The following is a 23952-nucleotide window of genomic DNA, read 5'->3' on the forward strand; positions in this document are numbered from 1 at the left end:
TGCTTGGTTTCTTCGGTGCCACCGCACTGCTGCAACCATGGCGAGCGCTCCGACAATCAAGGCAGCAACAGGCACGTCCCAGGTCACGGAATTTCATCCACCCGAGCAGCTAACCGACTTCGCTGATCGGCAGGAATACGTTCGGCCTCAGGGTCGAGAAAATTGATCAAATCAATCAAGCTGGACTGTAATGCGATCAGCCGGGGACGCCCTGCCATTGCCTCGATATCCTCCGACAGACCTTTCGTCCACTTAATGAATTCGGGATTTGTTTCGAGTTGCCTGCAGAACTCGACGTAACCGAGGCATGAATCTGCATCCCCGCGACTGTCGATCATGATCTCCCCAATGGCTCGCTGTTCACTACGCCAAACGCGGTAGCGGCGATCCCGGTAGTAGCCTGTGTTGAACACTCTGGCAATCTCCGACAAGAGTCTGATCAGCTCGCGATTGTCCTCCCTGCTGCCGAGGTCCAAGAACCGGATCCTGCGCCGCAGTATCTCGACCCAGCCCAGATAGTCACAGAAGACAAACAAGGTGCTGGTTTTTGCATACTCCCTTTCTCGCGCCACTTTGGAATCCCGACAGCGACGAAGGAAGTGCTGCGCCACGATGTTATATAGCCGCGACTGTAGGTCGAAGGCGGCCCACAGTAAAGGGTCCCGAAAGCGGCTCATGACGTCATGTCGCTCTGCCTCTCGGGCGATCTTGGTCGATTGGCGCGCAAGCTCTGCCGACAGAATGGATTGCCGCCTGGTAGCTATGGAGCTGAATATCACGCTTATCAGGGCGACAGCGGCTGAAATTGCGGCTACCGTAAGCTCGATGCCCATGTCGCGATTCTGACCCATCGACTTGCCACCTGCATCTCGGGATGACGTGAGTGTCCAGTCGGCGATGAGCTGTTAGCTTCCATCGCAGAGATCAGGACGAGCCCCGAGCTTGGGAAGCTTGGGCTTCTTGGCGGCGGCTGCTGCGCTGACCTGGGCGGAGTGGGGTTGGATCCTTGGTCGCACCCAGGGCAAGTCACCGCTGTTCCCCGTGGTTCCCCGCAGGATCTGGCACGCGAATGGCACGGTCCCTGTGCCTCGCGGTCCCTGGGCGGAGTTCGGCCGCCCCGGGGTGTCTGAGTCTCAACCGACGACAGTCAGCCACAGTGGAGGGTCAGACGACCGTGCAGGCGCGCGTGTGCCTCGTTGTACCCCCGCCGGCCTGAGCCATGCTGTCGGCCGTCGACCAGAGCAAGTCCCGGTGGCGGAAGCGTATGGGTGGCACCTTGCGCGATGACTTCTTCGTCCCGAAGCAACTTGGGTGGGGGTGCTGCCTTGGACTGGTGTGCCGTCACCTGCGCTGATGGTCTGCAGACGTCCGCGCTTGTCCGCCGTTGTTCGTCGGCGTTGTCACGCAGATAGACACTTACTGCTGCTGAGTGCTTGTGGCGGAGCAGCATCTGATCCGTAGCTCTAGCCGGATTGGTCGAGAGCGGTCATTTCGGCCGCGCTGAGCTCCCGAAGGGACACTATCCGGACTCGGTCGATTGCCGAGGTTGCGGTACGCCGCTCCTGTGCTGCAACTGGTGGCCCACAGCTGCATACGAGGAAGTTGCGGCTCACTAGCATTACCCGCATGGGCTACGAATCAGGTGATGGGAAGGCAGGATCGTCAGCCGAGGCTGGCGTCAAGGCGTCAACTGGTGTGATCGTCGCGACAGTTGGGATATTCAATCCCGTAGCTGGCATGGCGCTTGGGGCCCTTAAGGAGTACGTCGACGCCCCGATCCTGCAACTCATCGAGAGAGAGCGCGCGCGTCGCGAGGAGCGAGCAGCACAAGCGCTCCAAGCAGGCTCAGAGGAGGCCCAGAGGCCTCTAGACCGGCTTGTTCAGACAATCGAGACCAGCCCAGACCTGCTGGCTTTGATGTCGGAGACCGTTCAGGCCGCTATGGAGACACCCCTCACAGAGAAGATCATTGCGCTCGGCAGATGCTTGGGACGAGGGGTGCGCGACGAGGCTTCAGTCGACGCGGAGCGTCTCCGCGTGCGTGGCCTCGCAGGAATCGAGGCCCCCGAGGTCAAGCTCCTCGAAGTCCTTGCCAAGGAGACGCACCCGACGCCGGAAGGTTGGTACCAAGAGCGGTTCCCCGGGTGGAGGCATCCAGAGATCCTCACCGAACTTCCTGGGTTCGCCAAGGTGCTGGACGCCTCGATCGCTCGTCTCGCCGCGGAGGGAATCGTCAGGGACGACGGCCTAGGCAGAGTGGCTATGAGTGATGACGATCCACGCGAGATGTGGGTCCTCACGGCCTTCGGAAGCGATTGCCTTTCCCTGCTCCGGGCGGTCTCCGAGGGAGAGTAGTACCCACTGGAGCGGTGCCAGAAGAGTCGATTTCAGGGCCCGGCATATTCTTCACCTTTCAAGTTGCTACTCTGTCACCCCTAGCTGAGCCTTGAAGCGTCGACTCACTCCATCTATGCGTTGATCCTGAACGGCCTTCCTCTGTGCTTCTTCGCTTATGCCGAGCTCGGCCATCAGAACGAGGCAAAGCAGGGCGTACGTGACTTCGAGAAGTAGATAGGCCGGTGAAGGGTCAGAGTCCTGAGAAGAGCGTTCATTGGCATGCGCCAAATCATTGCGTGCGTTCTTGAGCATTTTTGCCCACCCCTCCCTGTCGCCCAACAGGGTGTCCACTGCTTCAGTGTTGGGGATGGAAGCGAGCTCCAGCATTCGGTCGTTGTAAGACGGATTGTTTCGCAATCCCATCTTTACGAATTCTTGGAGCTCTTCAGGCTCGTCCGTTATGGCCGACATGATCTTTCGCTTGAGGTGCCTGTATTCCGCCTTAGCTAGAGGTGTACTCGTTGATCGCAGCGATCGATGGATGTTTTCTGCCGCAGTGGCAACGCCTAGCAATCGGGTGCCGACGTAGCCTTTTTCGATGTAGCGCAGACCGAACAAAATGTTGCACCCCAAGCGGGCCTTGCTTTTCAAAGAGAGCCATCTCGGGATGAGTTCGGTGAACTCCATGTCAGCGAGACTAAAGATGAACTCGTGAGGCCTCGGGCTTTTCATCCCCGTTTGCGAGCGATAAATTTGCCGCCCCATGACTTCGACCTCATTCGGGTGTCGATCAGATCCCGGGTGAGTATCAGATGTCTCAAAGACGATGGACCTTTCGAGAGCCCCACATGGCGCATAGGAGGATAGCGTAAGGAGATCCTGCAGATCCTTCTCGATTTCGTCAAATGCCTTACACGAAACTGGCATGGTGGACTAATCGTAAGAGTGGCCCATTCTCGGGATTCCAAGTTTCTACTGTTGTCGATGACCCTGTGTTTGTAGTCGAAAAGCGTCGATTGCAGTCGAAGTGAAACTTTCACATCTCCGCAATCTGCGACTACTGGTTCTACCGGTCTCGTGCCCACCTTCCCATCCCTCATTGACTTTCCTTCTTCGAGAATTCTTTCAAGTTCGAACGTTGATCGGGCAGACCAATGTAGAAGCCGTTCGAGCTGCAGGTGTGCTCGATTGAAGATCGGCTCGCTTAGATCTTGAACGTGGACGCCACGAAGAGCTCGTATAGAGGTCCAGTCTTGTTTGGCTATGGAACCTCGAAACATTCCGAAGCCGCTTGTATGAGTGGCATTGTTGTCGAGGAGAGTAAATTCCTCGTTGCTGCACAAGCCGTGAATGATCGACACTTCACGAGTTTCGTACTTGATGGAGTATCCGTTTCCCTCGGGGAGGGGTTCGCGGATCGTAATATCGAACCCGCCGATCAGCTCCAGTCGAAGGCGTCCGTCCTCCGCGTAGTGCAGAGTTCCTGGGCAGGAGTATTCCTGCTCTCCTGCCACCCACCATTCCCCACGCCATTGCCGCTCTGCCATGGCGGTATGGTAGTGCTCACTGATGCGACTCCACTGCCGGTTATGACGAGAGGTCGGCGGAGCGGCTTTGGGGTGGCGCTGCTTTGGCGCGAGTGATCATGGCCCCGTAAGCTTCCGGCGCGTCGGGCAGTCTGTGGACCTGCCCGTTAAAGCACGACGTTGGGGCCATGATCTTCGAGGCTCGCGCCAAAGTGGCTCCGTAAAGCCGTGGAGCCGACCGCCCCAGCCCCGACGTACCCCTTTCTTTGTCATCAGGCGGCTGCATGCTTTGAGCGCGGCACGGGCGTCGGCCGGGCTGGAGCGGGACGGAGGCAGGAGCGCAGGCCCGGCCGGGGGCCGGGCCGCGCGCGGCGAGCGTAGCGAGCCGACTTGAACCCGTGAAGAAGGTTGTAACTCAGTCAGGCGTGTGAGCTCAGTGGTGTTGGCGCACACCGCTTCAGGTGTTCGGCTCCGACGTGGAGTCTGGATCGTGGTCGCGGTGAGCACGCTGGAGTCTGGCGTCGAACTGCCTGAGCTCGACGGAGAATGGGCTCTCTCGTACGTTGGCAAGTCCCAGGTCACGCCGGGCTGAGTTGATGAAGGCGCGCTCCGCCATGAACAGGCTCTCGTTGAGATCTTCAGGGACTTGCCCCGCGCCATGTACGGCTCGTGCGACGGCGACACGGCGAGCAATGCTGGTCAGGAAGTACGCGTGGTCGATGGTCTCTTGGTCTCGCGCCATGAGCTGCACGTTCACGAAGGCAGCTTCCATCCCTTCCTGAAACCTGGCTCCGTCTGCGCCAATGCCGGGTATCAGGCGGTGGTTGGTGCGGTTGGTCCAAACTTCGATTTCGGCGTGAGGTCCCATCACGTAGGTTCTGTACTGCCGTACGGCGGCAACGAGGCCTCCGTAGGTGGCGCGTCGCGCCTCCCGCCAAATGCGAGCTTCTTCGCGTTGCCAGGCTCGATCTTGGGCGCGCGATGACAGCATGCCGCCGAACCAGACACCTGCCAGAGCAGTCAACCCAGTCAACCAGACTGCAACGTCCATGAGCACTCCAGAAGTGAGTGAGCTGTGGGCCCCGGACGCTTGGTGCAGTTTGCGGCGCTGGGCATCGTGCACCTGCCGCATCGCGGCACAGTCGGCGTCACTGAAGGTTGAGCTTGCTGGACAACCCGGGTGGGTCTCCATGACTCACGGGATCTTCCACAGAGGAGCTTCGTACTGATCCGGGAGGCTGTTGATGAGCAGCCGGCGCAGGGCATCGCGTTGAGAGCCGTTGAGGTTCAGCGCCTCGGTGATGTGGCGGAACGTTGTGTGGGTGACTCCGCGGCTTCGGGCCTCCGCCTCGAACCGGTCGAGACGGGGCAGCACACTCTCAGCGTCAAGCTCTGTGGGCGGCTGCTCCTTCAGCCATGCGGCCTTGTTGCGCTCGTAGTCGATCTCGGAGAATCCGCAGACTTCGCGGCTGTACGCCTCGGCCTCGTCCAACGTGGCGGTGGCCATGACGGCCCGAGCCAGCCTGCTGCGGCCCAGGGCATCGTCCAGGTCGACCTCATGGACCGTCGGCCCTTCGTCGGTGAGGGCGACAGGAAGTCCGGCGTCCCGAACTTCGCAAGCGCCCCGGGCTCCTAGGGCGGTTGCCGCGAGCATCGCGGTGGCCTCGGAGGGGTGCCACTCCAGGACCGTGCTGATTGGCTCTACGTCCTTAGCCGCGAGTGTGTGAGCGAGGCTGCCGAAAGTGGGCCGTAGGTCATCCGGCGAAAGTTCGCCGTCCAGGCCGGGGCCTGCGACCAACAGTCGGATAGGTGCGTTCACCTGGCAGGAGGCGGCGAGGGTGAGGGCATCTGCCAGAGGGCTCTTCAGCGTCGGCTCGTCGCCCTGCGCGAGGATGTCACCGCCCACGTCCAGGAGATCGATCGACTCCGGCTCCAAGTGGCTGACCAGCTCTTCCAGTTGGCGCGTGATGCCCTCGGCGCCGTGGTGCGGGTCGATCAGGGCGAAGGTGTGCGGCAGTTCTGCGGCGAGTCGGGGCAGTGTCGACCCTGCTGGAGCGATCGGACGCGCCGTGGCCGGCATTGACCAGACGGTGGGCGTGAGGGGTTCAAGGCCGGTGAAGTCGGCCACTCCTCTTGGGCCCGGCAGCGGGTCGACCAGGAGGCGATCCCACGCGTACGTGAAGATCACCGCCCGGTCATCGTCGCCGTACAGGGCGGCGTCAAGCATTGCGGCGGCGACTGCGTCGCCCCCTCCTCCTGCTGCGACGATCAACCGCGTCATGCGGGACAGCGTACGGGTTCGAATACTGGCCACTCACCCTATAGTGGCTAGAGGCCATAGCCACGTTCGAGACCAAGAAGGACGCGGAAGTCTGGCTGTCCCAGGTGGAAGCGGACCTCACCCGAGGGGACTGGCGCGCTCCCGACGCCGGGGCGGTCAACTTTCGCGTCTACGCCGAGAAGTGGGTCGAGGAACGGGAGCTGGCCGTTCGTACGGACGACCTCTACAAGCACCTCCTCCGGCTGTACATCCTCCCGACCTTCGGCGCGCTGGACCTGGACGAGATCACGGCTCCGCGAGTGCGCGAGTGGCGAGCTGAACGCCTCCGCACCACCAAGGCCAAGACAACCGTGGCCAAGGCGTACCGCCTCCTCAAGGGCATCATGGAGACCGCCGTTGACGACGACCTGATCAGCCGCAACCCGTGCCGTATCAAGGGCGCGGGCAAGGAGTCAGCCGCCGAACGTCGTATCGCCACAGTCGCCCAGGTCGACGCCCTCGCCGAAGCAGTCGGCATCCGCTGGCGCCTCATGGTCTACCTCGGCGCGTACGGCCCCATGCGCCCCGAGGAACTGGCGGGCCTCCGTCGCCGGGACGTCGATGTCGACAACCTGGTGCTCCGTGTCCGTGTCGCCGAGCCTGAGCGGACCAACGGAAAGCGGGCTCCCGGTGAGACCAAGTCCGACGCGGGCGTCCGGGCTGTCGTTCTCCCGGCCTTCCTCCACAAGGAGGTGAAGCAGCACGTCGCTTGGTTCGCTGAGAAGGGACCCGACGGTCTGGTGTTCGTGGGGGAGAAGGGAGCTCCGTTCCGCCGGACCTCCTTCGGCCGGAAGTGGCGGCGGGCTCGCGCTGCCGTAGGACTCCCGGACGGCTTCCGCTTCTACGACCTTCGTCACACCGGACACACACTCTCGACCCGATCGGGCGCCACCCTCAAGGACACGATGGTTCGCGCCGGACAGTCATCCGAGAAGGCCGCCCTGATCTACCAGCACTCCGACGAGGAGCGGCAGCGCGACGTAGCGGCCGGTCTCGACGACATGGTCCGCGCCGAGCGTGCGAAGCGCCACAAGGACAACCCTGTGCACCACAGTGAGGAGGCCGCCGAAGGCTAATGGTGCGGTTGTGGTGCGCGCCCCGCCCACCGGTCTAGACAACAAAGAACCCCCGGGCCTCTGGCCTGGGGGTTTCGCATGGAGCGGGTGACGAGAATCGAACTCGCGCTCTCAGCTTGGGAAGCTGATGTTCTACCATTAAACTACACCCGCGTAAGACGCCCGCCGAGAAGATCCGAGAGGATCCGGAGGCGGTGTCCGATCGCCTGGTCACTGTACCTCATCACCGGCCCCCGGCGCTGACGCCGTGGGGCCTGAGTGCGTTTCAGGGGGCGGGATCCGGGTGCAGGGGGCTGGAGTTGGGGCGTACGGTGGAGGGGGCGGAGAGGGTCCGGGAGGGGTCGGAGTGCCGCCTGGAGAGCCGTCCCTTTGATCCCGTAATGTGGCCTCCCGTCGTCAGGCAGGCAGCAGCCAGACGCGGCTCTTGGGGAAGGGACTCTTGGACTTGATGGAGCGCACCGTCGTCCGTTGTGCCGATGGGCACGTGTTCAGCACCGCTTCGTTCCCGATGCAGCAGGCCGATCGCCTCGGCCCCGGGCGGCTCCTCCGGTGTCCCCGGTGTGCCCGGCTTCGCAGCGTGGTGCCGGTGACGCTGGAGAAGCGGTAGCGGTAGCGGGACAGCGGCATGCAGTAGGCAGGTAGCAGTAACAGGAGTATCAGCAGTCACTGCAGGGGTAGCGCCGGGCGCGGGGGCGGCACGATTGTGGCCGTTCCGCGCGCCTTGCGTATCCTCGGGGCGTGCTTCTCTCAGACAAGGACATCCGGGCCGAGATCGACGCCGGGCGGGTACGGATCGATCCCTACGACCAGACCATGGTGCAGCCGTCCAGCATCGACGTACGGCTGGACCGGTACTTCCGGGTGTTCGAGAACCACCGGTACCCGCACATCGACCCCTCGATCGAGCAGGCGGATCTGACGAGGCTCGTGGAGCCGGAGGGGGACGAGCCGTTCATCCTGCATCCCGGGGAGTTCGTGCTCGCTTCGACGTACGAGGTCATCTCGCTGCCCGACGATCTTGCCTCGCGGCTCGAGGGGAAGAGCTCACTCGGGCGGCTCGGGCTCGTCACCCACTCCACCGCCGGGTTCATCGACCCGGGGTTCAGCGGGCACGTCACCCTTGAGCTGTCCAACCTCGCCACGCTCCCCATCAAGCTCTGGCCGGGCATGAAGATCGGGCAGCTGTGCATGTTCCGGCTCAGCTCGCCCGCCGAGTTCCCGTATGGGAGCGAGCGGTACGGGTCCCGGTACCAGGGGCAGCGCGGGCCGACCGCCTCCCGGTCCTTCCAGAACTTCCATCGGACTCAGGTGTGAGCGGCGGGATGGGCGAAGAGCTGCATCGCGAGAATCTGACCTACGAGCGGTTCGGCACCGCCGTCCGTGAACTCGCGCAGACCATCGCCGACGACGGCTACGAGCCGGACATCGTGCTCAGCATCGCCCGTGGTGGGGTCTTCGTCGCCGGCGGGCTCGCCTACGCGCTCGACTGCAAGAACCTCCATCTGGTGAACGTGGAGTTCTATACGGGTGTGGGGACGACCCTCGACATGCCCGTCATGCTCGCTCCCGTCCCCAACGCGATCGACTTCACCGACAAGAAGGTCCTGATCGCCGACGACGTCGCCGACACCGGCAAGACGCTGAAGCTCGTGCACGACTTCTGCGTCGAGCATGTCGCCGAGGTGCGCTCCGCGGTCGTCTATGAGAAGTCGCACTCCCTCGTGAAGTGCGAGTACGTGTGGAAGCGCACCGACGAGTGGATCAACTTCCCGTGGAGTGTCCTGCCTCCGGTACGCAAGTCGGGAGAGCCGGTCACGCCGTCGAAGGAAGCGCTCTGACCCGGTGTTGCTCCAGGTAGTCGAAAGGGCCCCTCAGATATTCGTCTGAGGGGCCTTGGCGCACACTTCCGCGCACACCGGCCCGACCGGCCCGCGCTCGCGAGATGTCCCCGGCCGATCCGCCGGTGGTCCGGGCCGCCCTCTGGGAGGAAGGCGGCCCGGACAGGGGGTCACTTCGAGACTGTCACCTTGAGCGGGGCCAGATCCGGGCTCGGAACGGGCTTGCCGGTGCCCGCGCTGCTCGCGGACAGCGGCTGGGAGGCCGGGCTCTGCGGGATGTCACCCTTGTAGTACGGGGTGTACGCGTAGGTGCTGTCCACGCCGATTGCCCTGCCGATCAACGGGACCACCTTCGCGTCGACGGAGCCGTTGCCGCCGAACACGGCCACGTGGTTCAGGCTCGCCGACGTGCGCATCATGTACCACTTGGTGTCGTACGTGAGCGAGGTGACGTCGGTCCACAGCAGCGGGCCGAACGTGGTCATCGCCGACGACGCGGAGACGCCGCCCCTCCAGCTGTTCACCGAGGCCACCGCGGCGTCCGACGGCGACGACCACCAGAACTCGGCGAGCCTCGCGGCGACCGGCGCCGGACTGCCGCCGAAGCGGTAGTAGCTGTACTTGCTGGGCCAGTTCGGCAGCTTGCCGGAGTTGTACGCCTTGGCCAGCGCCGACTCGGCGTCGGTCCCGACCGTGATGATCTTCGTCGTGCTCGGGCTGTACTTGTTCAGGTAGCCGTACACGGACGGGGTCATGGTCGAGCCCTCGGTCAGCAGTACGACCGCGGTGCCCGAGGTGCCCATGGCGCCGGCGGCGGAACTGGCCGCGAGGGCGTTGTGGTAGTCGGTGCCGGTCGCCAGGAACACGTACTTCGGCGCACTGGTGATCGTCTTGGCCACGGCCACCGAGGTGGAGTAGCGCGAGACGTCGGACAGCCGCTTGGCGACGTATCCGAGCGAGGTCACCTTGGACGCCACCGAGCTGCTGAGGATGCTGGTGCCGCCGACCAGGTAGACGGTCTTGCCCTTGGGCAGCATGCGCTTCAGCTCGGTCTGGACGGAGGAGTCCAGGCCCGTGCGGGAGGTCATCAGGACAGGTCCGTGCTTCTTGCCGGCCAGCGAGGTCGCGGTGGTGGCGTACGCGGAGTCCGACTTGCTGATCAGGACGGCCGAGCTCGCGTTCATCAGGCCCGGCACGCTCTTGCCGAGGGTGTTCCACGTCCACCTGGACGACGCGATGTTGGTGTCGTAGGTGTCGGAGCCGTAGACCCGGGAGATCGCGTTCTTCCGGAGCGGCTGCCAGGCCACGTCGGTCCCGTCGGCCATGGGCACACGCGTCTCCGTGCCCGTGCCGAGGTCGTGGATCCAGATCTGCGAACCGCTGGGGCCGGTGTCCGGGCTGCCGGTGAAGTAGGTGTCGTACGCGATCCGGTCGCCCTTCGGTGACCAGGCGGGACGGTTGTGGTCGGCAGGGTCCGTGGTGACCTGGGTCAGCCCGGTGCCGTCGACCTTGACCGTGAAGAGCTGTTTGTGTCCGGCGACGGGCCGGGTGAAGACCAGCGACTGCCCGTCAGGGGACATGCTCGGCTCGTCCGCGTTGGCGGCCACCTTGGTGAACGTCTTGGTGGGGCCGTTGTAGACCCATACGGCCGGAGTGCCGGTGGTCGAGCAACTCGTGCCGGTGCGCACGAAGGCCAGTTTGCCGTTCACGGCGCCGCTGGCCTTGGAGTCGCAGCCGTCGACGTCGGTGCCGAACAGGGCCTGAGGAGCGCGGGCGCTATTGGCCACGGCCACCCGCAGTCGGCCTCCGGCGGTGAAGACGATGTCGCCCCCGCCGTACCAGAACGTCGGATCGGTCGGATGCCAGCCACTGCCCGCCGGCATGACGATGTCGTTGCCCGATATCGACTCCTGGGCGTACGTCTTCGTGCGGAGACGGCCGTCGGCGGAGCCCACGTAGGCGATCTGGCTGCCGTCGGCTGACCAGGCCGCCTGATTCGCGGTCTCGTAGAACTGGGCGCTCTTGGTCCCGTCGGGGTTGATGTACCGCAGCGAGCCGAGTTCGTTGTACAGCAGCCTGCCGTCCGTGGCCGGCCAGCCGGCGGTGTCGGCGGTCGCCTGGCCCGGGAGCCCGGCGACGAGACCGGCCGCGAGTGCGGCGACGGTCGTGAGCGCCGCGAATCCGCGACGCGCAGAGATGTTCAATGTGCCCCCACAGGTGAATGGATGGCTGCGTTGCCCCTCCCCCGGAGCGAACGGACGGCATCGTGTTCGTCGTCCGTACGGCAGCGGCGAAACTTTAGCGACGTGCCACGGCATCTGTGGAGGCAGGGGCACCCGGTGCCGACGTGCCCCGTGGACAAGTCGCGGGAGACGATGCTGAAGCGACTCTGGCCCGGAGGTACGCAACTCGGGAGAGCCGGTCACGCCGTCGAAGGAAGCGCTCTGATCTGAGCTGTACGCGTCACTTCCTGCGGACGGACGCGAGGGCGATCACCATGCCGGCGAGCAGGACGAACACCCCGAGCGAGGTGTAGAACAGCGCCTCGATCCAGCCGGCGTTCGCACCGGTGAGCGTGCCGTCCGCGGACGCGCATGCCACCTCCGGCGGAAAGCTCTGGCGACGCACGTCGCCGCAGGTGTTCGGCAGGTCGTCATGCATGACGTACGCGTTCACCCAGCACAGCGCCCAGGTGACGAGGAAGACGCCCAGGGAGGCCAGGCAGACGCCCCACAACCCGGTCGGGCGGACCGTCCCGGAGCGCGTCGTAGATGCCGTCATAGCGGGGAGCGTACCGAGGTGCGGAGATGAGGAGGGCCCCCGGCGTCAGTGCCGGGGGCCCTCCTCGTACGTGCTCGGCCCACCGCGGCGCCTAGAACGTGCCCAGCTTCACGATCGACAGCAGCGCGACCAGCTGGATCGCGCTCGCGCCGAGGGCCTTCGGCCAGGGGAGGTCGTGGGACTTGGAGACCATCAGGGTGAGGAGGGCGCCGGCTGCGATCCAGGTGGCCCAGCCGAGGGCCTGGACGAAGGTCGCGTCGCCGCCGGCGAACATGGCGAAGACCAGGCGGGGGGCGTCCGTGAGGGACATGATCAGCATGGAGAGACCCACCGTGGGCTGCCAGGCGCCGTCACCGCCGAGCTGGCGGGCCAGGGTGTGGGTGACCACGCCCAGGACGAAGGCCGACAGGACCATCGCGACGGCGGTCGTCAGGACGATGGGGACCGCGCTCGAGAGGGTCGCGTTGATCGCGTCCTTCCTCGCGCCGTCGAAGCCGAAGACGGCCAGCAGGCCGTAGAGGAAGCTCACGACGAGGGCGGTGCCCCACATCGAGTGGTCCCGCATCTGCAGGAACGTCTGCGAGGGGGACAGGACGATGCCGCGCAGCAGCTGCTTCCAGTGCAGGCGGGGGCCGACCGGGGCGGCGGGGGCCCCGCCCGCCCGGTAGGTGCCGCCCTGGTTGTAGGGGTCCTCGTCGACCGAGAACGCCTGGGTGTGGCCCGGGTTGTTCGCCGCGTACGGGTCCGGGGCACCGCCGCCGGGGCCGTGCGGGTAGCCGCCGTCGCCGAAGTACTCAGGCTCGCCGTGGCCGCCCTGGCCACCGGCGCCGTAACCGCCGTAGCCGCCACCGCCGTTCCCCTGCGGCCAGCCGCCTGCGCCGCCGCCCGGGCCGCCGTACGGCTGCTGCGGCGGCGGGGGATAGCCGTACGACTGTCCCTGGGGCGCCTGCTGCCCGTACGGAGGTTGTTGGGGGCGCGTTTGCGGGCTGCCGTTGTTCCGGCTTCCGCGTCCGATCCTGAATCCAGCCACGTCTTCGAACGTACCTGGTCCTGGAGAATCGCGTGCCGGGCCCAGCGGTCAGGGCCCGGCTTTGCTGCCGAGCTGTGACATCCCCTAGGGGGAGCCACTAGGTCCTAGCGCAGCATCACCTGTCCCAGCCTCAGGTAGCCGGACGGCAGGCCCAGCGAGCCCGGGCCGAAGCTGATCGCCTTGCCGGTGGTCACGCCCGAGGCCGTGCCGCGCAGGTGGTAGAGGGAGCCCGCGGGGTGGTTCTCGCCGTCGGCGCCGACGGACAGGTCGGCCTTGCCGTCGCCGGTGAGGTCGCGGAGGCGTACGGACGCGCCGAACCGGTCGGCGGACTCGGCGGTGCCGGGGACGCCGGCGGTGTTCTGGGTGAAGGACTGTGCGCCGGTCGCGGTCAGGCCGGTGGCCGAGCCGCGCAGCACGGTCACGCTGCCGGCGATCTTGGCGGTGCCGATGGTCTCGTGGATCGTGCCGACGGCCACCTCGGCCCTGCCGTCGCCGGTGACGTCGGCCACAGAGAGCGCGTTGCCGAACCAGTCGCCTTCCTCGTCCGAACCGGGGACGCCGGGGGTGTCCTGGGTGATCGTGGTCTGCGCCTGCGTGCGGACGCCGGCCGAGCTGCCGAGGTAGGCGCTGACGGAGCCGCCGAGGCTCGTGCGGCCCTCGTCACCGTACGTCGCCGTGACCACGTCCGCGTAGCCGTCGCCGTTGAGGTCGCCGACGGCCGCCAGCTCGTAGGCGCCGTCCTTCAGGAACGTCTGGCGGGTAAGGCCGGAGGCCGAACCCAGGTAGACGAAGGCGCCGGCGTCGTACGTCTCCGTCTGGGTGCCGCTGACGACCAGGTCGGCGGTGCCGTCGCCGTTCACGTCGCCGGCGGCCAGGCTCTGGGCGCCGTGGATGCTGTAGCCGGTGCTGTACAGGTCGGTGGCCAGCTCGTATCGGGACGCGGCGCCCGTGGCCTTGGTGAAGCCGCCCTTGTGGATCCAGATGTCGCTGCCGGTGCTGCCGACGGCGAGGTCTGCCCGGCCGTCCCCGCTGAAGTCGCCGACGGCCAGGGACATGCCGTACTCGTTGTGGTCCGCCGGGGCGGGGTCGGGGACGACCTGCCCGCCGGAGAGGCCGCTCCTGGCACCCCAGACGATCACGACGGCGCCGGACTCGGCGTTCTCGCCCGTGCTGCCGATCACGAGGTCTGCGTACCCGTCCCGGTTCAGGTCGCCGGAGGCGAGGGCCTGGCCGAACTCGTCGCCCTTCTCGGCGGTACCGGGGACGCCGGCCGTGTTCTGGGTGATGATCGTGCGGCGCGAGGCGCTGATGCCGTTCGCGGAGCCGTAGTTCACGACGACGGCGCCGGCTTCGGTCTTGCCGCCGACCGGGGTGTACGGCGCGGCGGTGGCGAGGTCGCGGTAGCCGTCGCCGTTGAAGTCGTCGGCGTACTCGGCGGGGGCTGCCGCGGCCGGGGCGGCGGTGAGCAGCGGGGCGGCCGTCAGCGCGGCGGCGACGGTGGCCGTGGCCAGGGCCAGGGCGGGGAGTCGGCCGTGGTGGTGCCGGAGCATGTGGGGTCCTCCTGCGGTGGGGTGGGTGGTCGGAAGGGGGGCCGATCCCGCGCGGTGACGCGGACGCGCGGGTCGGCCCGGGTGGGGCGGTCAGCCCGTCAGTACGTCGCCGATGAAGTCCCTTGCCAGGCTCAGGAGTTGAGGGCCGTGCCGTAGCCGGGGCTGCCCGTCGTGGACACGCCCGTCGTGGCCGGGCCGAAGCTCGTCGCGCCCCCGGTCGTCACGCCGGTCGTCGCGCCGCGCAGGGACCAGACGGCGCCGTCGCCGTTCTCGCCGGTCGCGGCGACGGTGAGTTCGGCGCGCCGGTCGCCGGAGTGGTCGGTGAGCAGGACGCGGTCGCCGAAGCGGTCGTTCGACTCGGACGTGCCGGGTACGCCCGCGGTGTTCTGCGTGAGGGACTGCGCGCCGGTCGTCCTGAGGCCGGAGGCCGAGCCGTACAGGACGGTCACCGCGCCCGCACCGGAGTTCTCGCCGGACGCGCCGACGGCCAGGTCGGCGTAGCCGTCGCCGTTGATGTCGCCGAGGGAGACGTCGCTGCCGAAGCGGTCGCCGGACTCGGAGGCGCCGGGTACGCCGGCGGTGTCCTGAGTGAGGACGAGCGGGGCGCGGGAGCTGTCCGTGCCACCGGGGCCGCCGTAGACCACCGTGACCTTGCCGCCCTTGGCGCCGGCCGGGTCGGCGGAGGTCTCGCGCTCGTTGCCGATGGCGATGTCCGCGTGCCCGTCCTTGTCGATGTCGCCGATCGCGGAGACGTAGCCGGACGGCAGCTCCTGCATCCAGTCGGCGAAGTTGCCGATGGACGGGTCGGTCACCAGGTGGGTGACCGCGTCGTCGGTGCCCGTCCTGCGGCCGTGCACGACCACGTTGGTGTGCCAGGAGGCGGTGACGGGTCCGACGGCCAGGGACGTGATGCCGTACGAGGACGAGTACGGCTGAGGGAAGCCGGAGCCGGATCCGCCCTGGAAGGAACTGGTCCGGGTGAAGGGGCCGTTGACGAAGGCGAGGGTGAACAGCCCGTTCGCGCCGACCAGGATGTCCAGGTCGCCGTCGTCGTCGACGTCTCCCACCGCCACGGACTGCCCGTAACGGTCCACGTCCCTGTGGTTGGAGTTGGGAACCGTGCGCGCCCCGGACAGACCCGACTGGGCGCCCCAGATGACCACGACCGAGCCGTCGTTGGTGTCCCCGTTCACGTCCTCGCCGGGCGTGCCGATCAGCAGGTCCGCGTATCCGTCGGTATCGAGGTCGGCGGAGGCGACGGCGGATCCGAAGGCGTCGTCGGCCTCCGCGGCGCCGGGCACACCGGCGGTGTTCTGGGTGATCAGGGTGCGCGTCGAGGTCTTCAGCCCACTTGAGCTGCCGTAGACCACGGAGACGGCGCCCGCCTTGGCCTTGCCGCCCACCGTGGCACCCGGCGCGCCGATCGCGAGGTCGGCACGGCCGTCGCCGTTGAAGTCGTACGGCAAGGCGGCCGGCGCGGCGTGGGCAGCCGGGGCGGACAGGGTGAGCGCGAGCGGGGTCAGGGCCGTCGCGAGGAGGGCGGCGGCGATGCGGTGGCGCATGGTACGGCTCGCCGTGCGAGGGAGGTGATGGCGGGTCACTGTGCGATCACCGAACCGAGGTTGTTGCCGGCCTTGAGGGCGATACCGGCGACGGTCAGGCCCTTGGCGCCCGAGGTCGTCAGGCCGCCGGACGTGCCGCGCAGGGTCCACACGCCGCCGGAGCCGTTCTCGCCGTCCACGCCGATCGTGAGGTCGGCCTTGCCGTCCTTGGTCACGTCGGTCAGGTCGACGGCGGAGCCGAACTCGTCCCACGTCTCGGCGTCGCCGGGGACGCCGGCCGTGTTCTGGGTGTAGGACTTCGCGCCCTTGGTGGTCAGACCGGAGGCCGAGCCGAACAGGACGGTCACCGAGCCCGCTTCCTTCGCCGAGCCGATGTCCTCGCCCCAGGCACCGACCACGACGTCCGCGAACCCGTCGCCGTTGATGTCGCCGGCGCTCAGGGCCGAGCCGAACGCGTCGTCGGCCTCGCCCGAGCCGGGCACACCGGTGGAGTCCTGGTGGACGACGGTCGGCTGCTGCGCGGGGGCGGGGCCGTTCGGGCCGCCGTACCAGACGGTTATCTGGCCGCCCTTGTGGCCGCCGGGCTTGTCGGTGTTGGGGTCCGAGGAGTCCCCGAGGACGAGGTCCCCGTAGCCGTCGCCGTTGATGTCGGCGACGGAGCCCGCGAAGCCGTCGGCGTTCACCAGCTCGGAGAACTTGTACCCGGTGGCGGTGTGGCGGTAGTAGAGGATCTGGCCGCCGGAGTCGCCGTCCACGCTGAACGGGTAGACGCGCTCGGCCGCGCCGTCGCCGCTCATGTCGCCGGCGATCACCTCGTAGGTGGAGCCGAGCTCGCCGACGCCGTTGTGGCTCAAGGGGCCGCCCGCACGGGTGAAGGGACCCAGGTACAGACGGGTGTGGTTCTGTCCCGTGAGCGTGACGTCCAGGTCTCCGTCGCCGTCGAAGTCACCGGTCGCGGCGCCGTGCGAGAAGCCGCCCCACTCGGCGATCGTGGACGGCTGCGGCAGCCCCTTGCCGCCGGACAGTCCGGACTTGGAGCCCCACAGCACGGTGCCGGAGCCGACGCCGTCCCGGTCGCCGATGCTCTCGCCCGACGAACCGACGACGAGGTCGGAGTAGCCGTCGCGGTCCAGGTCGCCGGAGGCGAGGGAGGACCCGAACAGGTCGCCCGACTCGGCGGTGCCGGGCACGCCGGCGGAGTTCTGGGTGATGACGGCCTTCCTCGTCGCGGAGACGCCCGACGACGAGCCGTACAGCACGACGACGGCACCGGCGCAGGACGCGGAGCCGACGTCGGTGCACACGGCGCTGACGGCCACATCGCGGTAGCCGTCGCCGTTGAAGTCGCCGGCCAGGCCCGCGGGGGCGGCGGAGGCGGTGGCGGCGGGCAGCGCGGTGAGCAGGCCCGTGGTGAGGGTGGCGGCGAGGAGAAGGGGGCGCTTGCGCAAGTGGGTGCTCCTGGGAAGAGGGCCGGGCCCGCGGGGGACGGGCCCGGCCGTTCAGGGGGTACGACGGCCGGGTGCCGCCGTACGAAGGTGCAGGCCGGACAACGGCACGGCCTGCCGTACTCAGTCCGCGAAGACCGCGCCGAACTGCGGGGTTCCGGTCGTCGACAGGCCCGAGTCGCTCGGGGCGATGCTGCGCGAGCCGGACGTGGTGATCTTCGTGCCGTTGGAGGGCAGGTAGGTCAGGCCGCCGTTGCCCTCGTTCTCGTACGAGCCGAGGACGAGGTCGGCCCTGCCGTCGCCGGTGACGTCGTCGAGCTTGACGTCCGCGCCGAACAGGTCGTTCTTCTCGTCGTTGCCGGGGACGCCCGCCGTGCTCTGGGCGAGGCCCTGGACGCCGGAGACGGTGTCGATGCCGCTCGCGGAGCCGTACAGCACCGTGACCTGGCCGGTGTTGGCGACGCCGGCGATGTCCTCGTTCGGGGAGGCGACGACGAGGTCCTGGTATCCGTCGCCGTTGACGTCACCGAGGTCCAGGTCCCAGCCGAAGCCGTCGCCCTTCTCCGAACTGCCGGGGACGTTGCCGGAGTTCTGGGTGATGCCCGAGGTGGCGGCGGGCCCGGAGGCGGCGCCGTAGGTGATGTTGACCTTGCCGCCGTTGGCGGCGTCCGGGATGGGGGTGCCGTCGGTGGTGGTGCTGTCCCAGCCGGCGCCGCTGACGATGTCGCCGTAGCCGTCGGCGTTGATGTCGCCGATGGCGGTGATGATGCCGGGCTTGAGGACCTCGGCGGAGGCGACGCTCAGGCCGCTCGCGGTGCCGGGCACGAAGTAGTTCTGGTTCCACCCGTAGTCGCTCTGGGTCTCGTACCCGTCGACGATCAGGTCCGTGCGCTTGTCGCCGTTGACGTCTCCGGCGGTGAGGCTCAGCGGGCCGTAGGGGAAGTCGTTGGTGCCGGTGTGGATGGGCGGCTTGATGGTGTAGCGCCCGCCGGGGGTTCCGGTGGCGTTGAAGCCGCCCTTGAAGACGTGGATGGTGCTGGACGAGTTGCCGACGGCCAGGTCGGCCTTGCCGTCGCCGTCGAAGTCCCCCGCGGCCAGGTCCTTGCCCCAGAAGTCGTGCGAGGAGGGGGCCGGGTCCGTGACGGTGACGCCCGTGCCGGTGAGGCCGCTCGCGGAGCCCCACAGGATGGCGACGCCGCCGCCGTTGGTGTCGGTGCCGACCTTCTCCCACGGGGAGGAGACGGCCAGGTCGTCGTATCCGTCGGCGTTGAAGTCGGCGTAGGCGGACTCGGCGCCGAAGCCGTCGCCCGTCTCGGCCGTGCCGGGAGAGCCGGCGGTGTTCTGGCTGATCGTCGTGCGCTTCGCGGACGATACGCCGGTGCTGGTGCCGTAGAGCACGACGACCTGCCCGGCGCCCGCGCGGCCGCCGACGTAGGAGCCGTGCGCGGAGGCCACGACGTCGCCCCGGCCGTCACCGTTGAAGTCGGCGGCGGACACGTGCGCGGAGTCGGCGGCGGTCGCCGAGGTGGCCGTCGCGAGTGTGAGCAGACCGCCCGTCACCGCGGCCGCGGTGGCCGTCGCGAGGGCGAGTCTGAGGTGGTGCTTGTGCATGCGGGTTCTCCTGCTGCATGCGGGGATGCCTGGCGGGCATCGCAGTCAATGGGGTGCGACCGCTCGTGTTCTCCGGGAGTTGGCCTCGGGTTCACTGGGTGGTCGGCGATCAGGAGACTCGCGGTGGGGCGTGAGGGTTGTACGTGAGTTCGGGAAACTTTTGGGGTCCCGGATGCGGCACGCGCGCCCGCGCTCCCGGCCTCACCCGTGCGTTTGCCGAGGTAGGGCGTTTCGTGTGGATTCCGTGACCCGATGGGGTCCCTTCAGGCGTCCATGGCATCATCGGGCCCATTCGGCCACCGGCTGTTGTTTGCCGATGCGACCGCGAAGCGCGAACGGGGAGAGACTGCGTGGGGGACCACTTCAAGACCGATATCGATCAGCTCGCCGCCTTCACCGAGGACCTCAACGGCGCCAACGAGTCCCTTGAGCAGGTGCGCACCGCGCTGCAGCATGTGCGGTCCGACCAGATCGGGACGCCGGAGCTGGACGAGGCGTGCGACACGTTCCAGGAACGCTGGAAGTACGGCAACGAGCAGATCCGTGAGCGCATCGGCAAGCTCACCGAGGGGCTCCAGAAGAACACGGACAACTACCGCGAAGTGGAGACCTCCCTCGAGGAGAGCTTCAAGCGGGCCGCAGCCGCGGGGAAGTGACTGATCGCAATGGCACAGAATCCTTACGTCCACCTCGGCTGGAACCCTGTGCCGGGGCAGCCCGGCGAGGTCGAGAAGCTCCGCACCCAGCTCGTGAACTCGGCGAGCGCGCTGCAGACGGCGTACGAGAAGATCGACAAGCTGCTCGGCGAGTCCAGCTTCTGGGAGGGCGACGCCGCTGTCGGCTTCCGTGAGGCCCTCGACGGCGATCTGCCGAAGTACATGAAGGATGCCCACAAGTCGCTGACCCTGGCCGCCGGGCACCTCGGCTCGTGGCACGGCGGGCTGACGAGCCGTATGGAGCTGGCGCACAAGTACGACATCGAGGCGGGCGACCACAAGGGCGACCTGAAGACCGCCAACGCGCGGCACGACACGGCCAAGCAGGACCCCGACCTGAAGCTGGCGGGGCAGACCTTCGAAGAGGGCCCCGAGCTCCGGTCCGCCCAGGCCCGCCTGAACGCGGCCAACACCCGGCTCAACGACGCCGTCACGGCCGTCAACAAGGCGCAGGGCGCCCTCGACGGGGTGATGCGCAAGGCCCGGGAGCTGGAGGGGACCCACGAGGACGAGGCACGGGACCTCGCGAAGAAGCTGAAGGACGCCACGAAGGATCTGGCGCCCGAGGAGCCGGGGTGGCTGAGCAAGGCGCTGAGCTGGATCGGGGACAACCTCACCAATATTTTGAGTGTGTTGGCGGCGGTGGCGGGGTTGCTGGCGTTGCTGTGTACGGGGCCGTTCGGGGTTGCGATGCTGCTCGTGGCGGCCGGAGCCAGTCTCGCCACCGCGGCGTCCCGGCTCGCCAAGCCCGAGGTGCGGGCTTCCCTCGCAGATGGCTTCACCAAGGGCGAGTTCGATGCCGACTTCTGGGAGAACGCTGTGGGCCTCGCGGGGGACGCGGCAGGCGCGGTGCCGGGCCTCGGGGCTGTCACGCGCGGAGCCAACGGTGCCATCAGATCGGCGATCCACGGGGGTGAAGCCGCGGGCGGAGCGCTGCAGTTCTTCAAACACTTCGGGGACAACACGTTCACTGCCGCCACCCGGATCTCGACCGCAGGTGCCTTCAACCCCGTCGGGGACTGGGTGGCTCACGCTGCGGGCGGCAGCCAAGCCGTCAGGGCGGGGATGGACTACCTCTCGCCTGTGGCCGGTGTCGGCACATCCGGGTTCGGGCTCGCCGCCGACAATATCGACGCACTGGAAGGTGACGCGGGGAAGAACACCACCACCGGAGTCGACGGCGCGCGCTGGGGTCTCTTCGACGGCCCCGGTGCCTTCTCCACGGCAATGGACACCATCAGGGTGGTGGCCCGGTGACTGGGGAATCCAGCCCGTCCCCGCGGCTGCTCATCGACGACTCGGCCCGGGATCCGAGTTCCAAGATCTGGTATGCGCTGCCCGGCGGCTACTTCGACATACCGCTTGACGCCCTTGACGCCGAGCCTGGAACGGAGCAGGAGGAGCGGCTGGAGCACCTCATGGCACTCGTCGCCGACTGTGCTCCCGAGACGGAGCGCGACCGCTATGCCCAGACGGTGCACGACGTACGGCACATGGTGCGGTACATGCGAAGCGAAGGCATCATCGGCTGCTCGCTCGGTATGCACTACGCCGATGACGGCTCTTGTGCGGTCTCGGTCATCACCGTGGCACTGAGGGACATCGAATGGGCCCCGCCCAAGCTCACGGCTGTACGGGCGGTTTCGTGGCGTGAATGCCCGGAAAACATCGGGCTGTTGACGCTTCCGGGAGGCCGCCCTGGCTCGGTGTCGGACACCCTGGTCACCGCGCCCGCTGTGGCCGGAATAGCCGCGCAGGAGCTCTATCAGTGCAACCTCTACGTGCCTGCTCCGTCGGGTGTGCAGCTCGCTGTCCTGACACTGAGTACGGTGGCTGTGAACTCCCGTAGGCACTACCGCGACTTGATGGAAAGCATCGCGCACACTGTGACCTTCCAGGATCCCATGCCCGAGATCGAGCGTGCCGCACGAGGCGAAGGGGCCGGCAGCGGCGGGAGCATCAGGGACGACATCGCCGGCGACTTCGGGTGATCGCAATGAGACTGAGCAAGAACGCCGGGGGCTTCGACGGCCCTGTTGCCTGGGAGACCCCCGGAACCCGAGCTGCACTGTGCCGCTGGGCGGCACGGCTTGTTGCCAAGATGCTCGGTTGGGCGGCGGTCTGGCTGGCCTGGCTCTACGGCGTGGTGATCGCGATCTTTTCGGGAGGCGCGGCAGCCGTGGCGGCCCTGCCTCTGGCGGTGATCGCCTACCTCGTGAGTGCGCAGGTTTCCGGACTCTTCAAGCTCTGGCGCATGTACCGGATCCTCAAGGTCTATCCCTGGCGGCAGCAGCCCGACGGTGTGCACCCTGACCAGCGGCGGTCCAGGGTGGTGAGGGCGGTGTTCGTCCTGCCGAATCCGGACCAGCCGGAGAAGACGGAGTCGCCAAAGGAGTACGGAGGGTTCTTCCGAATCTGGGACCGCGTCGTCCGCCGCGGGTTCCAGGACGAGTTGTGGTACGCCGGAGACCCGCGCTTCGCCTGTGTGGTCGCCAGGCCTGGGCCGAAGACGCTGAGCTACGTCGCCCAGTCCACCGCATACGACCACCGCACCTCCCCTCGCCGCAAAGGCCTCAGCCCCGAAGCCCGCGCCCGTGCCCGTGCCATCGGCGCCCGCGTGGCCGACTGACGGACCGCGCCCCCTACGACGCCAGGAACTCCGAGCTGGAGAACCTCACCGACGGCTCCGCCGCCACGAGCCCCTTCTTCGCGCCCGGATACACCGCCACCGTGTCCTTGGTCTCGCCCACGTACGTCCGCACCACCAGGTCCGCCCGCCCGTCCCCGTCGAAGTCGGCGGCCGTCACGACGCGCGTGGTGCCCCGGGCGGGCGGCTTCACCGTGACCATGCCCGCCGCCGTGAGTCCTGCCGTACGGCCTCGGAGGATCCGCAACTCGGTGCCGCTGGAGAGGAGTTCGCTCAGGCCGTCGCCGTCGAAGTCGGCGGCGTCGAGTACCGAGCCAGGGGTGGCGAGGCTGCCGCGGGCGGTGGCTGCGGGCAGGTCGTAGCGCAGGGACGTGCCGTCCATCGTGCCGATCGCCGCGTCGAGGGCGGCCCTGCCCTTGCCGAAGGTGCCGAGGGCCACGTCGATGCCGGAGGGGAGGGTGGCGCCGGTGCGGGTCGGTCCGTTCGGGCCGCCGAGGACGAGTGATGACTTGCCCGCGCCCTCCGTCGTACGGACCACCAGGTCGTCGTACCCGTCGTCGTTCACGTCGGCCGCCGGGCCCGTGGGGGCGTTGCCGGGGGCCGCGATGGGGGCGCCCGCCGCGCGCGGGGCGCCCTTGCGGGTGAACGGGCCTCGCAGGAAGCTCAGTCGGCCGCCGGACGCGTGGACGACGAGGTCCTGCGCGTCGTCGCCGTCGAAGTCGCCGCACACGGGCTGGTCGGGCCAGTCGGCGCCGGCCCGGGCGCGGGCCGGGATCGTGAGCTTGACGGCCTTGCCAGTGAGGCCGTTCGGGGAGCCGTAGAGGATCTGCAACGGCACCGGCGGCTGCCCCTGACCGTCGTAGGGCGGATCGGTGGAGACGACCAGGTCCGTGAAGCCGTCGCCGTCCAGGTCGCAGGTCGCCTCCGCGTCGAAGGCGGCCGGGAGCCGGCCCTTGGTCGGGGCCGCCTGGCGCCTGGGGCTGAGCAACTGCCGTGCGCCCGGGACCAGTCCGCGCTCGCCGCCGTAGACGATGCCGATGCCCGCGTCGTCGGCGTGGGCCTGCGCCTTGACCAGGTCGTTGAGGACCAGATCCCGGTGGCCGTCGCCGTTGAAGTCGGCGGGCGTCTTGCTGCCCTTGCCGTGCGGGATGGGGAGTTGGGCGGGGGCATCCGCCACCTGGACGGGGGTGTGGCGGGCCGGCTCGGCTCTGTCGTGGGGGGTGGGGCCGCAGGCGGTGAGGGGGAGGGTGAGGGCGCAGAGGGTGGCGATCGTGCCGGTCACGGCCGTTCTGCACTTCCCGGTTCTTCGCGCGCGCACCGCTCACCTCGTCAGCACCTGGGGCAACAACTGGGTAATGATGCACGCGTTCGAGTTGGGGCGACAGACCTGTGCGGGGGCGGGGTGCGGGGGATGCGCGGTCTGGCTGAAAGTGTCCGCAGGGCGGGCAGGCGCGCAGGGAACGTTTCCGGGGGGCCGTGGCGTTGACCTCAGGCCTGCTGCGAACGGCGAACC

At 67.8% G+C, this 23952-nt stretch carries 20 protein-coding genes, 1 tRNA gene and 1 pseudogene; 8 read left to right on the forward strand and 14 right to left on the reverse strand.

Annotated features, from left to right (window positions below):
* Positions 1-83: 83 nt before the first annotated feature.
* Entirely contained in the window at positions 84-833 is a 750-nt protein-coding gene (locus ACFY5C_RS07530; RefSeq protein WP_389441612.1) for a hypothetical protein, read from the reverse strand.
* A 793-nt stretch (positions 834-1626) separates the two neighbouring features.
* On the opposite strand from ACFY5C_RS07530, the gene ACFY5C_RS07535 reads away from it, so the two are divergent.
* Positions 1627-2355 carry a hypothetical protein gene (locus tag ACFY5C_RS07535; protein ID WP_389441615.1) on the forward strand — a complete coding sequence of 243 codons (729 nt, stop codon included), beginning with the start codon at positions 1627-1629 and terminating at the stop codon, positions 2353-2355.
* Positions 2356-2421: 66 nt separating this feature from the next.
* On the opposite strand, the gene ACFY5C_RS07540 is transcribed toward ACFY5C_RS07535, so the two are convergent.
* From ACFY5C_RS07540 to ACFY5C_RS07555, 4 genes are all read right to left on the reverse strand, one after another.
* Positions 2422-3024, reverse strand: coding sequence for a HEPN domain-containing protein (locus ACFY5C_RS07540; protein WP_389441618.1), 603 nt, complete (start codon positions 3022-3024; stop codon positions 2422-2424).
* A 41-nt stretch (positions 3025-3065) separates the two neighbouring features.
* Positions 3066-3884, reverse strand: coding sequence for a hypothetical protein (locus tag ACFY5C_RS07545; protein ID WP_389441621.1), 819 nt, complete (start codon positions 3882-3884; stop codon positions 3066-3068).
* A gap of 436 nt (positions 3885-4320) precedes the next feature.
* Entirely contained in the window at positions 4321-4914 is a 594-nt protein-coding gene (locus tag ACFY5C_RS07550; RefSeq protein WP_389441623.1) for a hypothetical protein, read from the reverse strand.
* A 144-nt stretch (positions 4915-5058) separates the two neighbouring features.
* Positions 5059-6090: a DUF1152 domain-containing protein gene (locus ACFY5C_RS07555; protein WP_389442202.1), complete on the reverse strand. Its 1032-nt coding sequence runs from the start codon at positions 6088-6090 to the stop codon at positions 5059-5061.
* A gap of 116 nt (positions 6091-6206) precedes the next feature.
* On the opposite strand from ACFY5C_RS07555, the pseudogene ACFY5C_RS07560 reads away from it, so the two are divergent.
* Positions 6207-7259 (forward strand): annotated as a pseudogene (locus ACFY5C_RS07560) (tyrosine-type recombinase/integrase); the annotation flags it as partial.
* A 79-nt stretch (positions 7260-7338) separates the two neighbouring features.
* On the opposite strand, the gene ACFY5C_RS07565 reads toward ACFY5C_RS07560, so the two are convergent.
* Positions 7339-7412 (reverse strand) — tRNA-Gly (locus ACFY5C_RS07565).
* A 585-nt stretch (positions 7413-7997) separates the two neighbouring features.
* Here ACFY5C_RS07565 and dcd point away from each other — a divergent pair.
* Both dcd and ACFY5C_RS07575 read left to right on the forward strand, forming a co-directional pair.
* The gene (dcd, locus tag ACFY5C_RS07570; protein WP_328880338.1) at positions 7998-8573 is read left to right on the forward strand and encodes a dCTP deaminase; all 576 of its coding nucleotides are present in this window, start codon (positions 7998-8000) and stop codon (positions 8571-8573) included.
* Between the two features lie 8 nt (positions 8574-8581).
* Positions 8582-9097, forward strand: coding sequence for a phosphoribosyltransferase (locus tag ACFY5C_RS07575; protein ID WP_389441626.1), 516 nt, complete (start codon positions 8582-8584; stop codon positions 9095-9097).
* A gap of 170 nt (positions 9098-9267) precedes the next feature.
* On the opposite strand, the gene ACFY5C_RS07580 is transcribed toward ACFY5C_RS07575, so the two are convergent.
* The 7 genes from ACFY5C_RS07580 to ACFY5C_RS07610 form a co-directional block, all read right to left on the reverse strand.
* Positions 9268-11301, reverse strand: a complete 2034-nt coding sequence (locus ACFY5C_RS07580; RefSeq protein WP_389441629.1) for a cell wall-binding repeat-containing protein — start codon at positions 11299-11301, stop codon at positions 9268-9270.
* A gap of 259 nt (positions 11302-11560) precedes the next feature.
* A complete protein-coding gene (locus tag ACFY5C_RS07585; protein ID WP_389441632.1) occupies positions 11561-11878 on the reverse strand; it encodes a hypothetical protein in 318 nt (105 codons plus the stop codon).
* Positions 11879-11969: 91 nt separating this feature from the next.
* Positions 11970-12908 (reverse strand): Yip1 family protein, encoded by a 939-nt coding sequence (locus ACFY5C_RS07590; RefSeq protein ID WP_389441635.1) that lies wholly within the window; start codon positions 12906-12908, stop codon positions 11970-11972.
* A gap of 104 nt (positions 12909-13012) precedes the next feature.
* On the reverse strand, positions 13013-14458 hold the full coding sequence (locus ACFY5C_RS07595; RefSeq protein ID WP_389441638.1) for an FG-GAP repeat domain-containing protein: 1446 nt from the start codon (positions 14456-14458) through the stop codon (positions 13013-13015).
* Between the two features lie 131 nt (positions 14459-14589).
* Positions 14590-16020, reverse strand: a complete 1431-nt coding sequence (locus ACFY5C_RS07600) for a hypothetical protein (protein ID WP_389441640.1) — start codon at positions 16018-16020, stop codon at positions 14590-14592.
* Positions 16021-16055: 35 nt separating this feature from the next.
* On the reverse strand, positions 16056-17468 hold the full coding sequence (locus ACFY5C_RS07605; protein WP_389441642.1) for an FG-GAP repeat protein: 1413 nt from the start codon (positions 17466-17468) through the stop codon (positions 16056-16058).
* A 120-nt stretch (positions 17469-17588) separates the two neighbouring features.
* Positions 17589-19076: an FG-GAP and VCBS repeat-containing protein gene (locus ACFY5C_RS07610; protein ID WP_389441644.1), complete on the reverse strand. Its 1488-nt coding sequence runs from the start codon at positions 19074-19076 to the stop codon at positions 17589-17591.
* A 350-nt stretch (positions 19077-19426) separates the two neighbouring features.
* Between ACFY5C_RS07610 and ACFY5C_RS07615 the strand changes: the two genes are divergently transcribed.
* Genes ACFY5C_RS07615 through ACFY5C_RS07630 form a run of 4 tightly spaced genes read left to right on the forward strand, consistent with a single transcriptional unit; the run spans position 19427 to position 22421 of the window.
* Complete coding sequence (locus ACFY5C_RS07615; RefSeq protein WP_389441647.1) at positions 19427-19732, forward strand: hypothetical protein; 306 nt, start codon at positions 19427-19429, stop codon at positions 19730-19732.
* 9 nt (positions 19733-19741) lie between these two features.
* Complete coding sequence (locus ACFY5C_RS07620; RefSeq protein ID WP_389441650.1) at positions 19742-21049, forward strand: hypothetical protein; 1308 nt, start codon at positions 19742-19744, stop codon at positions 21047-21049.
* Positions 21046-21783: a hypothetical protein gene (locus tag ACFY5C_RS07625; protein ID WP_389441654.1), complete on the forward strand. Its 738-nt coding sequence runs from the start codon at positions 21046-21048 to the stop codon at positions 21781-21783. Before ACFY5C_RS07620 ends, ACFY5C_RS07625 begins: the two co-directional genes overlap by 4 nt.
* Positions 21784-21788: 5 nt before the next feature.
* Positions 21789-22421, forward strand: coding sequence for a hypothetical protein (locus tag ACFY5C_RS07630; protein WP_389441656.1), 633 nt, complete (start codon positions 21789-21791; stop codon positions 22419-22421).
* Positions 22422-22434: 13 nt separating this feature from the next.
* On the opposite strand, the gene ACFY5C_RS07635 is transcribed toward ACFY5C_RS07630, so the two are convergent.
* Positions 22435-23721, reverse strand: a complete 1287-nt coding sequence (locus tag ACFY5C_RS07635; RefSeq protein ID WP_389441659.1) for an FG-GAP repeat domain-containing protein — start codon at positions 23719-23721, stop codon at positions 22435-22437.
* Between the last annotated feature and the right edge of the window lie 231 nt (positions 23722-23952).

It is taken from the genome of Streptomyces sp. NPDC012935 (assembly GCF_042900345.1).
In the GTDB taxonomy this organism is placed as follows: Bacteria; Actinomycetota; Actinomycetes; order Streptomycetales; family Streptomycetaceae; genus Streptomyces.

Bases quoted from the DNA above. Each gene is read 5' to 3' on its own strand.
- ACFY5C_RS07630 (WP_389441656.1), top strand. From the start codon at position 21,789: ATGAGACTGAGCAAGAACGCCGGGGGCTTCGACGGCCCTGTTGCCTGG.
- ACFY5C_RS07600 (WP_389441640.1), bottom strand. From the start codon at position 16,020: ATGCGCCACCGCATCGCCGCCGCCCTCCTCGCGACGGCCCTGACCCCG.
- ACFY5C_RS07555 (WP_389442202.1), bottom strand. From the start codon at position 6,090: ATGCTTGACGCCGCCCTGTACGGCGACGATGACCGGGCGGTGATCTTC.
- ACFY5C_RS07550 (WP_389441623.1), bottom strand. From the start codon at position 4,914: ATGGACGTTGCAGTCTGGTTGACTGGGTTGACTGCTCTGGCAGGTGTC.
- ACFY5C_RS07540 (WP_389441618.1), bottom strand. From the start codon at position 3,024: ATGGAGTTCACCGAACTCATCCCGAGATGGCTCTCTTTGAAAAGCAAG.
- ACFY5C_RS07575 (WP_389441626.1), top strand. From the start codon at position 8,582: ATGGGCGAAGAGCTGCATCGCGAGAATCTGACCTACGAGCGGTTCGGC.
- ACFY5C_RS07595 (WP_389441638.1), bottom strand. From the start codon at position 14,458: ATGCTCCGGCACCACCACGGCCGACTCCCCGCCCTGGCCCTGGCCACG.
- ACFY5C_RS07585 (WP_389441632.1), bottom strand. From the start codon at position 11,878: ATGACGGCATCTACGACGCGCTCCGGGACGGTCCGCCCGACCGGGTTG.
- ACFY5C_RS07620 (WP_389441650.1), top strand. From the start codon at position 19,742: ATGGCACAGAATCCTTACGTCCACCTCGGCTGGAACCCTGTGCCGGGG.
- ACFY5C_RS07610 (WP_389441644.1), bottom strand. From the start codon at position 19,076: ATGCACAAGCACCACCTCAGACTCGCCCTCGCGACGGCCACCGCGGCC.
- ACFY5C_RS07545 (WP_389441621.1), bottom strand. From the start codon at position 3,884: ATGGCAGAGCGGCAATGGCGTGGGGAATGGTGGGTGGCAGGAGAGCAG.
- ACFY5C_RS07530 (WP_389441612.1), bottom strand. From the start codon at position 833: ATGGGCATCGAGCTTACGGTAGCCGCAATTTCAGCCGCTGTCGCCCTG.
- ACFY5C_RS07535 (WP_389441615.1), top strand. From the start codon at position 1,627: ATGGGCTACGAATCAGGTGATGGGAAGGCAGGATCGTCAGCCGAGGCT.